Source organism: Flavobacterium soyae (assembly GCF_045348165.1).
In the GTDB taxonomy this organism is placed as follows: Bacteria; Bacteroidota; Bacteroidia; order Flavobacteriales; family Flavobacteriaceae; genus Flavobacterium; species Flavobacterium soyae.
The window spans coordinates 1946393-1961896 of the sequence record NZ_CP150845.1 but is presented as its reverse complement, the minus strand read 5'-3'; the positions used below and the strand labels follow the sequence as shown (position 1 = coordinate 1961896).

Annotated in this window: 11 protein-coding genes; 10 read left to right on the top strand and 1 reads right to left on the bottom strand. The window is 33.5% G+C overall.

What is annotated here, in order from left to right; genetic code table 11:
• Window positions 1-36: 36 nt before the first annotated feature.
• The 6 genes from AABD74_RS08585 to AABD74_RS08560 all read left to right on the top strand — a co-directional run bounded on the left by AABD74_RS08585 (window position 37) and on the right by AABD74_RS08560 (window position 8520).
• Window positions 37-810, top strand: coding sequence for a class I SAM-dependent methyltransferase (locus AABD74_RS08585; RefSeq protein WP_406845247.1), 774 nt, complete (start codon window positions 37-39; stop codon window positions 808-810).
• A gap of 122 nt (window positions 811-932) precedes the next feature.
• Entirely contained in the window at window positions 933-3833 is a 2901-nt protein-coding gene (locus AABD74_RS08580) for a DEAD/DEAH box helicase (protein ID WP_406845246.1), read from the top strand.
• Window positions 3834-3911: 78 nt separating this feature from the next.
• A complete protein-coding gene (locus AABD74_RS08575) occupies window positions 3912-5171 on the top strand; it encodes a DUF5103 domain-containing protein (protein WP_406845245.1) in 1260 nt (419 codons plus the stop codon).
• Window positions 5172-5250: 79 nt separating this feature from the next.
• A complete protein-coding gene (gene apaG, locus AABD74_RS08570) occupies window positions 5251-5637 on the top strand; it encodes a Co2+/Mg2+ efflux protein ApaG (protein ID WP_073489142.1) in 387 nt (128 codons plus the stop codon).
• 182 nt (window positions 5638-5819) lie between these two features.
• Window positions 5820-7445 (top strand): L-glutamate gamma-semialdehyde dehydrogenase, encoded by a 1626-nt coding sequence (pruA, locus tag AABD74_RS08565; protein ID WP_406845244.1) that lies wholly within the window; start codon window positions 5820-5822, stop codon window positions 7443-7445.
• 343 nt (window positions 7446-7788) lie between these two features.
• Window positions 7789-8520, top strand: a complete 732-nt coding sequence (locus AABD74_RS08560) for a hypothetical protein (protein ID WP_232681579.1) — start codon at window positions 7789-7791, stop codon at window positions 8518-8520.
• Between the two features lie 70 nt (window positions 8521-8590).
• On the opposite strand, the gene rsmG is transcribed toward AABD74_RS08560, so the two are convergent.
• Window positions 8591-9220 (bottom strand): 16S rRNA (guanine(527)-N(7))-methyltransferase RsmG, encoded by a 630-nt coding sequence (rsmG, locus tag AABD74_RS08555; RefSeq protein WP_232681578.1) that lies wholly within the window; start codon window positions 9218-9220, stop codon window positions 8591-8593.
• Between the two features lie 107 nt (window positions 9221-9327).
• On the opposite strand from rsmG, the gene AABD74_RS08550 reads away from it, so the two are divergent.
• The 4 genes from AABD74_RS08550 (at window position 9328) to AABD74_RS08535 (ending at window position 14818) form a co-directional block, all read left to right on the top strand.
• The gene (locus AABD74_RS08550) at window positions 9328-10425 is read left to right on the top strand and encodes an acyl-CoA desaturase (RefSeq protein WP_232681577.1); all 1098 of its coding nucleotides are present in this window, start codon (window positions 9328-9330) and stop codon (window positions 10423-10425) included.
• A 74-nt stretch (window positions 10426-10499) separates the two neighbouring features.
• On the top strand, window positions 10500-11690 hold the full coding sequence (locus tag AABD74_RS08545; protein WP_406845243.1) for a pyridoxal phosphate-dependent aminotransferase: 1191 nt from the start codon (window positions 10500-10502) through the stop codon (window positions 11688-11690).
• Between the two features lie 480 nt (window positions 11691-12170).
• Complete coding sequence (locus tag AABD74_RS08540; RefSeq protein ID WP_406845242.1) at window positions 12171-12626, top strand: PA2169 family four-helix-bundle protein; 456 nt, start codon at window positions 12171-12173, stop codon at window positions 12624-12626.
• A 317-nt stretch (window positions 12627-12943) separates the two neighbouring features.
• On the top strand, window positions 12944-14818 hold the full coding sequence (locus tag AABD74_RS08535) for a U32 family peptidase (RefSeq protein WP_406845241.1): 1875 nt from the start codon (window positions 12944-12946) through the stop codon (window positions 14816-14818).
• The last annotated feature ends 686 nt before the right edge of the window (window positions 14819-15504 follow it).

The window sequence follows — 15504 nt, the reverse complement described above, 5'->3', positions numbered from 1 at the left end:
CTGTGTCTCCTTTGTGTAACTCTGCGAAACAGCCCCATGAAAAAACTTTTTAAATTAGTACTTAATACAATCCCGCGTCCTTTATTAATTCGTTTGAGTTATGTGGCGCGTCCCATTTTAGCTTTCTCATTAAAGGGAGATAAATTTACTGATCCTATCGATGGCAGAAGCTTTAAATCTTTTTTACCTTACGGATACGGAAAGCAGCGTAACAATGTACTTTCGCCAAGTACACTTTCGTTAGAAAGACACCGTTTGCTTTGGCTGTATTTAAACGATCAGACTGATTTTTTTACAGCGCCAAAAAAAGTTTTGCATTTTGCTCCGGAGCAAGCTTTTTACAAAAGATTCCGCAAGCAGAAAAACCTGGATTACACGACAACAGATTTATTTTCGCCTTTGGCAGATGTAAAAGCAGATATCTGTAATTTACCTTTTAAAGACAACGAATATGATGTGATTTTATGCAATCACGTTTTAGAACATATTCCAGATGATACAAAAGCAATGCAGGAATTGTTCCGTGTTTTAAAACCGGGCGGAATGGCTATTTTGCAGATTCCACAGGATTTAAACCGTGCAGTTACATTTGCAGATGATTCTATTACAGATCAAAAAGAGCGTGCTAAAATATTCGGTCAATACGATCACGTTCGTATTTACGGACGCGATTATTTTGACAAATTAAGAAGCATCGGTTTTATTGTAATTGAAGAAGATTACACCAATAAAATTGCACCAGAATTGGTAGAAAAATACTGTTTGGCAAAAGGCGAGATTATACCGCTTTGCTTTAAACAGGAAAACTAATTTTTTTCACCATATAAGTGATATAAGTTCATTTTAAAGGAGTTTTCAAATTATTGATATTTTGAAAACTCTTTATTTTTTAGCCCAATTCATAATTTACAAGCCAACCAAATCCCTTCACCTTGGAACCTACAAAATCATTTCAGTTCTGTTTTGACATCAGTTTTGAAAAAAACCTGAATGTTTATATTCCAACATCCTACATAGTTGAGAATGCCAATGAAATCAAATATCTGGACAAAAAAGCAACCGCCGGAATAATTCAAAGTTTCGGAATTGTTTATGACGATTTAGATTCTAATACAAAAAAAATACTGACGGCCTGCGAATCTTTAAAACCTGAATTCATATTCAAAAAATTCAGTGCCAAAATCAAATCGGCAAAAACTATTGCTGATTTGCAAAAAGATTCTAAAATTGAGTTTGCAATCCGTCAGCATTTAAAATTAAATCTTAGTTCTTTTTACAGCCTAATTGTTGAGGGACAATTTCCGTTGTCAATAAACATTGGGCCCGAAAAAGATTTTTATCGTTCGAGAGTCGATATTAGTCCGCTTTATTTTGAGCCGCAAATTCAATTTGACAAACACGCCGAAGGAATTACCTATACCCTTTCTTTAAAGGAAAATGAAAAGGCTTTTTTACCCATGGAAAGCAATATTGATATCCTTTTAGATGAACCTGGCTGGTTAATTATCAATAAAAAATTAGGTCAGTTAACAGCCCTTAATTCTAAAAAACTGATGCCTTTTTTAAAGAAAAAATCAATTGAAATACCATCCAAATTAGTTGATGATTATTTTAAGAATTTCATTCCCGAAATAGCCAAAAAAATTGATATCGAAGCAACAGGTTTTGAAATTGAGCAGCGCGATGAAATTACTTCCTGCACGATTCAGCCGGTTTATGATTTCTTTAAAAACAGTTATTACCTCAACCTTTATTTTGATTATAACGGTTATTCATTTGATGGAAGTAAAACAAAGAAAACGCATTCGTTTGTAGATTTCAGCGTTGCCAATGAACCGAAAATCATTCAGTTTAAACGAAATGCTGATGAAAATTTGTATGTCGATAAATTACTTGAAATTGGTTTAATAAAAATCAAAAATGAATTATTTGGATTAAATTCTGAGGCTGAAACTTCTGATCCTTATATCAACATTCAATTGATAATTGATAATAAAGAAAAACTGGAAAGTTTAGGTTTTAACATTCAAAATTTAAAGCTCGAAAGCAAAGAAATCGTTACCTCAAATCATACGGTTTCTGCATCAAAAGACACAAACGGAGATTGGTTTGACATTAAAATCATCATTACAATTGGGTCATATACGATTAATTTCAGCGAAATTATTCCAAACATAAAAAGCAAAGAAAGGCTTTTCCCTCTGCCTGACGGAAATTATTTCCTGATTCCGTTAGAATGGTTCAGTAAATACAGTTCGCTGGCAAAACTCGGAAAAATAGAAAGCGGCACTTTACTTTTACGCAAAAGTAATTTTACTGCCCTTGATGCTATTGCCGAAATCAAAGATGATGTAACGTATAAAGCCGAATATGTAGCTTCTGATTTATTAAAAGCAACTTTGAGACCGTACCAAATTGACGGTGTAAAATGGCTTTTAGGTCATTTTAATTCCAATTTAGGTGCTTGTTTGGCAGATGACATGGGACTCGGAAAGACATTGCAGACTTTAGCTGTTTTGGTTGCCGTTCAGGAACAATTAGGATTTACTACGAAAACTACCAATTTTGATTTGTTTGCAAACGAAACTACTGTAGAAAGAGAACCATTAAAAACTTTGATTGTTTTACCTTCTTCATTGGTTTTTAACTGGTATAACGAATCTGCAAAATTTACTCCGCATTTTTCAAAAATGCAATATGTGGGTAATGACAGAAAACAACTAGCCGCAAGATTAGCCACAACTGATTTAATTTTTACGAGCTACAGCATTATTCATCGTGATATTTCAATTTTAGAAAAATATGATTTCCGTTATTTGATTTTGGACGAAAGTCAATACATTAAAAATAAAAATTCTAAGATTTTTAAAGCCATTAATAAAATAAGTACAGGTCATAAAATCGCTTTAAGTGGTACGCCTATCGAAAATTCGCTGGACGATTTATGGTCGCAAATGCAGTTTATTAATCCTGATATTTTGGGCACTTATAATTTCTTTGCTGAGAATTTTAAAATCCCAATTGAGAAAAAGCAGAATGAAGAGGTTTTATCTGAATTAAAAAATCTGGTTCAGCCTTATATTTTGCGACGAACCAAAGAACAGGTTTTAAAAGATTTACCTGAATTATCCGAGCAGATTTATTATTGCGAAATGGATCCAGAACAGGAAAAACTGTATGAGCAGGAAAAATCAAAAGCGCGTAACTTTTTACTAAAAATGGATGGCTCAAGTCCAGACAAAATCAGCATTATTAATACGCTGATGAAGTTAAGACAATTGAGTAATCACCCAAAAATGGTGGATCAGGAATCTGAAATTGATTCGGGAAAATATATCGCTGTTACCAATTATCTGGAAAATTTGGTGAAAGCAAAACAGAAAGTAATCATTTTCAGTTCGTTTGTTACTAATTTGAATTTCTATACAGATTGGTGTAAAGAAAACAAAATAGCCTATTGTGAGATTACAGGAGAAACGCCAGCCAGCAAAAGAGAACAGCAGGTAAAACTGTTTCAGGAAAAAGAAGAACCTTTATTGTTTTTTATTTCGTTAAAAGCAGGAGGCGTCGGTTTAAATATTACTAAAGCTTCTTATGTTTTATTTTTAGATCCGTGGTGGAATCCTTTCGCAGAAAAACAAGGAGTTGGAAGGGCGCACCGAATTGGGCAATTGAATAAAGTAAACGTGATTCGTTTTATTTCGAAAAATACGGTAGAAGAAAAAATCATCAAACTGCAGGAAAATAAAAAGCTTTTATCTGATTCCCTTTTAGAGGAAAGCTACATAAATGATGAGATCGAAGCTAATTTAGAATACATTTTAAATTCTTAATAAATCGCTCCGTCCAATAAATGACATCTTATTACGTTTAATAAAATTCTTATATTTACAATCTTACAACGTAATAAGATGTCAAAATTTTTATATCAAAGTCTGCTTTTGTTTTTTGTTTTTACTTTCGCGAAAGCTCAGGAAATACAAACTGAAGTAGTTCCTCCATACAATATCAAAACCGTTACTTTTGTTCAGAATGGCAATAATGTTGTTCCGATATTTGAAATGAATTCTACTTTTGAATTTCAGTTTGATGATTTGTTTGGAAATGAAGCCAATTATTATTTCGAAGTAACACATTGCGATTATAACTGGAAACCAACTGATATTCCGAAAACAGATTATATCCGAGGTTTTGATGGACAGAGAATTACCGATTATTCGAACTCGTTTAACACGCTTCAGGTTTATTCGCATTATAGATTGGCATTTCCAAACCTGTTTACAACACAGATACGATTGTCTGGAAATTATATTTTGAAAATTTTAAATGAAGATAAAGAAGTTATTTTCTCCAGAAAATTCATTATTTATGAAGAACATTGTACAGTTGCGGCACAGGTAAAAAGAACCCGAAACCTGAGCAATATTGATTACAAACAGAATTTAGATTTTTCGATTGTTTCTAATGATATTACTTTTCAGACTCCAATTCAAAATGTAAAAGTTCTTTTATTACAAAACGGAAATTTTAATACGGCTATTAAAAATATCCCGCCACAATACACAATTGGAAATCAACTGGTTTATAAATACGATGCTGAAACGCAGTTTTGGGGCGGAAATGAATTTTTATATTTTGAAAATAAAGATATTCGTGCAGCAAATAATAATGTTGGTAAAGTTGGTGCTAACAACGATATTTACAACGCTTATTTGTATACCAATGCCGCAAGAGGAAATCAGATTTATACCAATTATCAGGACGTAAACGGTAATTTTGTTGTAAAAAATATAAATGGCTCAGATAACAGCATTGAAGCTGATTATGCCTGGGTTTACTTTTCACTTTCGGCTCCGGCTTTCAGGCTTAACAAAGACATTTATGTTACGGGAATGTTCAATAATTACAGCCTGTCACCAGAATATAAACTGGATTATAATACCGATAAAGCTGTTTTTGAAAAAGCAATAATGATCAAACAAGGTTTTACTAATTTTCAATACACCGTTGCCGATAAAAAAGGGAATATAGATAATGAAAATGCCATTGACGGTAATTTTTATCAAACAGAAAATGAGTATACTATATTAGTTTATTACAAAGAAAGTACTGATCGTTATCAAAGAGTTATAGGAAAAGGTAATGCAAACTCCATAAATATCGTTAATTAAAACATTGTTAAGGTTTTAGGTTTCCTGTTTTTTTTTCGTAGCTTTGTACCTATAACTCACACAGATTTACTAGGTTAATATGGTTTCTCAAATTACACGAGGCATAAAAATATCGGTTCTAACTAGTTTTGAAGGCACTTACTTCAAGAACTATAAGATTCACTTTGCTTTTAGTTACGTGGTTACAATCGAAAATCATAGTAAAGATTCTGTTCAGTTAACTTCTCGCCACTGGGAAATCCACGATTCATTAAACGACTTAGATATCGTTGATGGTGAAGGCGTTATAGGTAAAAAACCAGTTTTAAAACCGGGAGAAAACCACACTTACAGCTCTGGTTGTTTATTATCATCTCCTTATGGTGCCATGAAAGGTCATTTTAATATGATCAATTTCACTACAACCAAAACATTCAAAGTAATTGTACCTACTTTTAGAATGTGCGCTCCTTTTGCATTGAATTAATTCAAGTTTTTTTCAGAAAAAAACTCAAACTTAAACATTTACATGGATAGATGTTTTTACAATTTACCCCTATTAGTTTATTAAATTACAACTTTTTAATCTTGTATTGTGATATAATCAAATTATCATTTGTACTTTTGTAAAAAATTAAACAATTCGTAAATTTTAAAATAATTTATCCCATGTTAAAAGGATTCTTTCATGTACCAAAAGCGGTAAACGAGCCTGTAAAAAGCTACGCACCGAACTCACCAGAAAAAGCAGCTGTTCAGGCAGCTTATACTACAATGTGGAACGCTCAAATTGATGTTCCTTTATATATTGGAAGCGAAGAAATCAAAACTGGAAACACAAGAAATATTACAGCTCCTCATGATCACAAACACATCGTTGGAAAGTATCATTTAGCTGAAAAACAACATATCGAAAAAGCAATTGCAAATGCTCTTGAATCAAGAAAAGCATGGGCAAACATGGCATGGGAACAACGTGCTGCTATTTTCTTAAAAGCTGCTGAATTAATCGCTGGTCCTTACAGGGCGCGTATTAATGCTGCAACTATGATTGGTCAGTCTAAAAATATTCACCAGGCAGAAATTGATGCTTCTTGTGAATTAATTGACTTTTTACGTTACAATGTTGAGTTTATGACTCAAATCTACAACGATCAGCCAAAATCAGATTCTACTGTTTGGAACCGTTTAGAATACAGACCCCTTGAAGGTTTTGTTTACGCTATTACACCTTTTAACTTTACTGCTATTGCTGCAAATCTTCCTGCAAGTGCTGCTATGATGGGTAACGTTGTGGTTTGGAAACCAAGTGACAGCCAGGTCTTCTCTGCAAAAATCATCATCGATGTTTTCAAAGAAGCTGGAGTTCCAGACGGTGTAATCAACGTAGTTTTTGGAGATGCTTTAATGATTACTGATACTGTTTTGGCAAGCCGTGATTTTGCCGGTGTTCATTTTACAGGTTCAACTCACGTATTTAAAGATATCTGGGCAAAAATTGGAGCTAACATCCACCATTATAAAACGTACCCAAGAATCGTTGGTGAAACTGGTGGTAAAGATTTTATCATTGCACACCCAAGCGCAAACGTAAAACAAGTTGTTACGGGTATTACTCGTGGAGCTTTCGAATTCCAAGGTCAAAAATGTTCTGCAGCTTCAAGAGCTTATATTCCACAAAGTTTATGGCCAGCTGTAAAAGAACAATTAATTACTGATGTAAAATCTATGAAAATGGGTTCTCCGGAAGATTTCGGAAACTTTATTACAGCAGTTATTCACGAAGGTTCTTTTGATAAATTAGCTAGTTATATTGATCAGGCTAAAAAAGATGCTGATGCTGAAATCATTATTGGTGGAAATTACGATAAATCAGTTGGATACTTTATTGAGCCAACGGTTATTGTAACTACAAACCCAAAATATACTACAATGGAAACCGAATTATTCGGACCAGTAATTACAATTTATGTTTACGAGGATGCTAAATGGGAAGAAGCTTTAGAATTAGTTGATACTACTTCTGAGTATGCTTTAACAGGAGCTGTTTTCAGCCAGGATCGTTATGCTATTGAAACAGCAACTACAAAATTACAAAACTCTGCTGGTAACTTCTATATTAATGACAAACCAACCGGAGCAGTTGTAGGAATGCAGCCTTTTGGTGGTGCAAGAGCTTCTGGAACTAACGATAAAGCAGGTTCTGCATTAAACTTATTACGCTGGGCTTCTCCAAGAACGATCAAAGAAACTTTTGTAACTCCGGAAGATTACAGATATCCTTTCTTAGGTTAATTTTTGTTTCAAGTTTCAGGTTTTGAGACCTGTCCATATAAAAAAGCCGAATCTTTTCAAGATTCGGCTTTTGTTTTTTCCGTTAGACTTACATGAAAATGCTTTTTTAGATACTTCTGGCAATAATAAAGTCAGGTTTCAAATTGGCATGAAGTCTTACATGTACGACAATTTTTAAAAAATGTAGTATTTTTCTTATAACACTAATTATCAGCTATATACACATTAAAAAAAACATATTTTGATATTTTAAAAACTTCTTGTTCCTTACTAAAAAGATGCATGACTCTAAATTTGTCCTCGTAAAAAACTACTATTTATATAAGATAAAGAACTACAAAACATGAGAAATTTAAACAACGTACCAGAGGTAATTTCAGAAGCAAAAAGCATTGGGCATCCAATTAACTTTAAATGGACTAAAAAGAAAATAGATCAGCTTTTAGATCCTATTGAAGGTAATGATGCATTAGAAAGTGTATTAATGCAAATTAACCACAAAGCTTCTGTAGGTCTAACTGCAGCTTTATTAGAATGGATTTACTGGCGTTTTACAGGTTACACAAAATTTACAGAAGATACACAAAAACGTATTGAAGCACTTTGGTGCTCGATTAACGATCGTGAACAAACAAATCCTTTGTTATTTGATTGTGATCTTGACATACCTGCTAACGGATCTGTTAATGGTGCTTTATGGATCGCTCTAATGAATGTGAGAATGGTCGATGTAAAATACAGAAAAGGATCTTACCTGCTTCAAAGCGAACTTGTAGGCCTGGCATTACTAGCCCGACACGTAACCCCAAAAAAGAAAATATTTGATAAATGGTTCGATAATACAATTATAGAATTAATTCGTTTATATCCTTGCCAATACAGTTATGATAATCTTGATGAATCAGATGAAGCAATTTACGACTCATCAAACGAACCTGTTTTATGCAGAGAATTCTTTTTTGATGCTGCGTTTAAATATTCTGTCGAAGCATCAGAAAATGCAATTCATAACTTTATTGATAATTTAGACATAAAAGCAAACCCTTTTCTAGACTTCTCTAGGAAAGCATCTTAGTAGTAGAAACTATTAATTCAAAAATAACCCGCAAAGAAATTCTTTCCGGGTTATTTACTTTTATTTATATTTAGGACTTAAACTTTAAAGGAAGATGAACCACTTTTTTGGTTTCAAAAAATTCATCATCAAATATTGCTGCTAAATCATACAAAGCCGCATTTGGAAAATCTTTTAATTCTTCAGTCAAATCACCGCCTTTCAAATATAGAATACCATTTTTTAAAGTATGCTTATGCTGCTTTTTAATTTTATCTTTTATCCACGAAACAAAATCCGGCATATTGGTTACGGCACGGCTTACGATAAAATCGAAATCACCTTTTACCAATTCAGCACGTTTTTGTTCAGCTTTTACGTTCTTTAATTCTAATGCATCAACAACACCCTGAACCACTTTTATTTTTTTTGCTATAACATCAATTAAATAAAAACGAGTTTCCGGAAAAAGAATCGCTAACGGAATGCCGGGAAAACCGCCGCCCGTTCCAACATCTAAAACTGTTGCTCCGGGCTCAAATTTCATTATTTTGGCAATTCCTAATGAATGTAAAATATGTTTTGTATATAAAGAATCAATGTCTTTGCGTGAAATCACATTGATTTTTTCATTCCAATCGTGGTATAAAAAGTCTAATTTTTGAAATTGTTCAATTTGAAGATCGGTCAAATTGGGAAAATATTTCAATATCTCATCCATTGCTGTAAATTTTTAACAAAAGTACTACTTTACGATTGAAATATTTAACTCAATTTTGCAAATTGAAAATTTATAATAATTACCTTTGAAAACTATTTAAATTAATTATGAATAACACTGCTCCAACTTTTGCAAGGCAAGACAATCTGAAGTTTTTCAGAACACTTAATTCTCGGGTAAACAATTACTTTAAGGAGAATAACATTCAGAAAACCGGGAACTGGAAGTTACATTTAAAAGCCGTTATTCTATTCGCAGTTTTTTTAACTCCATATTTTTTAATACTTACCTTAAATATGCCTTTTTGGGTAATGCTGCTTTTATCGATCGTCATTGGCGTTGGAATGGCAGGTGTTGGAATGAACGTAATGCACGATGGTAATCACGGTTCGTACTCTAATAAAAGCTGGATTAATAAATTCATGGGCGGAACCATTTATGTTCTGGCCGGAAACGTTTACAACTGGCAGGTTCAGCACAATGTGCTTCACCATACTTATACTAATATTCCGGGGCACGACGAAGACTTAGATGCCGGAAGAATTATCCGTTTTACAAAGCATGCAGAGTGGCATAGTTTTCACCGTTTTCAACATTATTACTCTGTTTTCTTATATGGTTTATTGACTTTCAATTGGGCTATTACTACCGATTTTAAGCAAATGAGAAATTATCTTAAAAGAAAATTATCTTACGGAGAGCCAAAAAGCCCAAAAATTCTTTGGACAACTTTAATCATCACTAAAATCATTTATATCTCAATCTGGATTGTTTTACCAATGCTTATTGGAATTTCTTGGTGGAAAGTACTTATTGGCTTTTTCGTAATGCACTACACAGCCGGATTGATCTTAAGTGTTGTATTTCAATTGGCACACGTTGTAGACCACACTACAAATCCATCTCCAAATGAATTAGGAGAAATGGACAACACATGGGCAGTTCACCAATTGTACACCACAACTAATTTTGCACCAAAAAATGCAATTGTAAATTGGTACACTGGCGGATTGAATCACCAAATCGAACATCATATTTTTCCAAATATCAGTCACATTCACTATGGTAAAATTGCAAAAATTGTAAAGGAAACTGCAAAAGAATGTAATTTACCCTATTACGAATACAAAACAATGCGAAGTGCTATTGCAGCTCACTTTAAACATTTGCGTGACTTAGGAATGAAACCTGAATTATCTGTTTAAACTAAAAAAAATCTATTAATAATTAACCTTCCTTAAATTAGCGCAGCAAATTAAGGACATTCAAAATTTTTATAATGAACCATATTCTTTCGGACAGAATCAACAACTTAGCGACTTCACAAACTTTAGCAATGGCGGCTTTAGCACGCGAGCTAAAAGCACAAGGAAAAGACATTATCAGTTTAAGTTTAGGTGAACCAGATTTTAATACGCCAGACTTTATTAAAGAAGCTGCAAAAAAAGCAATCGACGATAATTACAGCACATATTCTCCTGTTGATGGATATCAGGACTTAAAAGAAGCTATCTGCAGAAAATTTAAAAGAGACAATGATTTAGAGTACAAACCATCTCAAATCGTAGTTTCTACGGGAGCAAAACAATCTTTATACAACATTGCACAAGTAATGTTAAACGATGGTGACGAAGTTATTTTACCAGCGCCATACTGGGTTTCTTATTTTGAAATCGTAAAACTTTCTGGCGGAGTCCCTGTTGAAGTTCCAACATCTGTAGAAACAGATTTCAAAATTACTCCAGAACAATTAGAAGCTTCAATCACGCCAAAAACAAAAATGATGTGGTTCTCTTCTCCATGTAATCCTTCAGGATCTGTTTACAGCAGAGAAGAATTAACAGCGCTTGCAAAAGTTTTAGAAAAACATCCAAATATTTACGTAGTTGCCGATGAGATTTATGAACACATTAATTTCTCAGGAACTTTCTGCAGTATCGGTTCAATTCCGGGAATGTTGGAAAAAACAATCACAGTAAACGGAGTTGCTAAAGCATTTGCAATGACTGGATACAGAATTGGATATATTGGAGCGCCAGAATTTATCGCAAAAGCGTGTACAAAGATTCAGGGGCAAGTAACATCTGGAGCAAACTCTGTGGCACAAAGAGCTACAATTACAGCTGTAGATGCAGATCCAAAAGTATTAAACGAAATGGTTCAGGCTTTCCACGGTCGCAGAGATTTAGTTGTTGGATTGTTAAAAGAAATCCCGGGAGTAAAAATCAACGTTCCAGAAGGTGCATTTTATGTATTCCCAGACGTTTCTTCTTTCTTCGGAAAAACATTAAAAGGAACTAAAATCAAAGATGCAAACGATGTTTCGATGTATCTTTTGGCCGAAGCGAATGTTGCAACAGTAACAGGAGACGCTTTCGGAAATCCAAATTGTATTCGTTTCTCTTACGCAACAAGCAACGACATTTTAAAAGAAGCATTACGCAGAATCAAAGAAGCTTTGACTGCATAACAATATTCTAAGTTTATAAAAACGGCTTAAGGTTCAAAAGTTTCATCACTTTTATACTTTAAGTTGTTTTTTTATGGGATTAATTTGGACGTACCCCTCCGGGTCGGGCTTTCGGCTATATCTTTTATTTCGCTCCGCTTCATAAAAGGATACCGCCTCAATCCCTCACGCAAAACGAGAAAAATTCATTTTAAAAAGAAATAAATAACATTTAGTTTAATTGCCTCCAGCTTTAGCTGGAGGTTAAAATAAGCTTCCATACTGGCTTTAGCCAAACTACTATACCTTTGGCTAAAGCCCATTCCTAATCCATTTAACTTCCTCCAGCTAAAGCTGGAGGCAATTAAATCTGAATAAAACAAATCAATATTTTCAAAATTCCCATTCCACAATATTGTAAAACCCTGCACATAATCCTGTAAAACATAACACTTTAGAAATCACCAACTTTGTAATGTATTAATTTAAAAACTATTAGTCATGATACATACAGATGAAACCACGAAAGAAACAGTTAAAACTTTAGAAGGATTAATTTCAATTCTTGAAGACGGAAAACTAGGATATACAAACGCCGCAGAACATGTTGAGAATTTAGCCCTCAAAGCTGATTTTCTGGAATATGCCCGCGAAAGAGCTTTATTTATTGTAGAATTACAAGACGAAATCAACAAACTCGGAAAATCAACAGATACTTCCGGCGGTGGGCCATTAGGCGCATTACATAGAACATGGATTGATATCAAATCATCTTTTACCGGCGGAGATACTAAAGCCATTATAAATGCCTGTATTACCGGAGAAGAAGCCGCTATTGAAAAATACAAAAAAGCACTTGAAGAAAACGATTTGGAACACAGCCAGGTTTTCATTGTTTCAAAACAACTAAACAGTATTCAAAATACTTTATCGCAAATTAAAATGAAAGCGAACTAATTATTATTGACACTTTTATTTTAGGGAAACTATCTGGTTTAAATAATCAGATAGTTTTTTTATTTTTATATATCGACATACATGAGCGGATTAAAATCCGTTCCTAAAATATGTTCCGAACTTACAGCTCTTCTTAATAAAGTTCCGAAGGAACGATTCATTTTGCAGCAACGGATTTTAAAGAAAATAACATTAACTCATTCCATATTAAGTTAACAATTTCAAAAAAATCCCTTCATCGTTAGCAAACTCAAATAATTTATAAGACCTTTGCACACTTTTTTTCGGGAATACCACAAAAGTCTAAAGTTTTAGAAATGAAGAAGAAAATCGAAATATTAGCTCCTGCTAAAGATTTAATTGGAGGAATCGCAGCCATAAACAGTGGTGCTGATGCAGTATATATTGGAGCTCCGCAATTTGGTGCACGATCTAATGCCAACAACTCTATTGAAGATGTTGCTGAGTTGGTAAAATATGCGCACTTATTTAATGCACAGGTTTTTGTGGTTATGAATACCATTTTGTACGACAACGAATTAGAAACTTGCCGTCAAATGATCTGGGAATTGTATGAGATTGGTGTCGATGCCCTGATTATTCAGGATATGGCTATTATGGAAATGGAGCTTCCTCCTATCGTACTTCACGCCAGCACACAAGCCAATAATCGTGATGCAGATAAAATTAAATTCCTAAAAGATGCTGGAATCAAACGCGTGGTTTTGGCACGTGAATTAAACCTGCATCAAATTAAAGAAATATACGACCATGCTGATGTTGAATTAGAGTTTTTCGTAACCGGTGCATTATGTGTATCCTTCAGTGGAAACTGCTATATGAGTGTGGCAAACGGAGAACGCAGCGCCAATCGTGGTTCTTGCGCGCAAAACTGCCGCTTACCATATAACTTAATCGACGGAAACGGAGATACTTTAATTAAAAACAGTCACTTACTTTCGATAAAAGATTTAGATGTTTCAGATCAAATTCCGAATTTGATCGAAGCCGGAATCGTTTCTTTTAAAATCGAAGGCCGATTAAAAGATGTAGTTTACGTAAAAAACAACGTTTCATATTTACGTCAGAAATTAGACAACTTTTTAGAAGGTCCAGGAAGCGATAAATACACAAAAGCTTCTTCTGGAAAATGTACTTATACTTTTGATTCTACCTTAAGCAGAACTTTCAATCGTGGTTATACCGATTATTTTGTAAACGAAAGACATAACACAATTGGTTCTTGGGAAAGCCCAAAATCAAAAGGGCAGTATATTGGTAAATTGATCCGAACTGTTGGGAACGCTTACGAAATTGAAAACGGCGAATTATTAAACAACGGTGACGGACTTTGTTTCATTAACGAAAACAATGAAGCCGACGGAATCTACGTAAACAAAGCCGAAAACGGTAAAATTTACCCGAACGTTTTAAAAGAAGTAAAAGACGGAACTTTCATCTACAGAAATAACGACGCCGCTTTCATCAAAATTGTTGAAAGAGAAGACAGTGCTGTTCGTAAAATCGGTACTACTTTATTGCTTACCGAAAATGAAACCGGTTTTGAATTAATCGCAACCGATGAAGACGGAAACGTAAGTATCGTTAATTTAGAACACTCAAAAGAACAGACTAAAACAGGCGAATCAATCGAAGAAAATATTAAAACACAATTGGCAAAAACAGGTTTCACTCCTTATACTGCCGATGAAATCAATATTATGTTTTCTCAAAACTGGTTCCTTCCTATTTCAAAAATAAACGAAATGCGAAGAACGGTTTACGATCAGTTAACCGAAATTCGTTTGGCAAATTACAAACGTGAGGAACACCAAATGGTAAAAACGTCACATCCGTATCCAGAAACCAAACTGGATTTCATGTACAATGTTTCTAACAAAACAGCTCGTAAATTCTACGAACGTCACGGTGTAACCGAAATCGAAAAAGCATTCGAGTTACAATGGGATCCAGGAAAATCTCGTGTAATGACAACCAAATATTGTATAAAATACGAGCTGGCAAAATGTCCAAAATACCATAGAAATACAATGGAAGGCAAATTAAAAGAACCATTAGTATTAAAACAGGGAGAACTTGAATACAAACTAAAATTCAACTGTAAACCCTGCGAAATGGAAATCTGGGAAAAAGATGCCGAATTTGAAATTGAAGAAGATCATTTTCATTAAAAAAGTTTAACCGCAACGTTTTTTTAACCGCAAAGTTCGCAAAGGAATACTCAAGGTTCGCAAAGGTTTATAAAATCTTTGCGATCTTTGCGGTTAAATTAAAATCTTCCGAATCTCCAAAATCTGCGTGAGAATAAATTCCATTTTTTATCTTTACTCTTCAAACTAAATTTAAATGGAATCCAAAAATAACATTCAAAAACATGCAATTATTACTGGAATTTTTGTTACCTCTCTTTTTCCATTATTAATATTTTCGGATAGTTATTTCATCGATTTATGTATTCAAATATGTGATTTCGGTATTTTTTGGAATTCAATTTTCTGGGGAATCTTATTTCCAATATTCATTGTTTTTCTCTTTTGGAATACCGCTAAAAAAATAAGTCATTCATTAAATCAAATAACTTACTTTCAAGCTTGTTCTCAGTTTTCTTTTGGAGTAAGTTCTAAACTTACACTATCATTTTTTACAATTTACATAATCGGACTATTTGTTAATGGATTATCTGTTGTATTAAGATCACAAATTCCATACATAATTCTATTTTCAATGCTAATGATTTTATTTCTATCATTTGTATTAATGATTTTAACATTTATAAGCAGTTTAATAATGGTAAAGCTAAACCAGAATATCCAATCTTGAATTAAATTGCCTCTAGCTTTAGCTAGAGGTCAAAAAA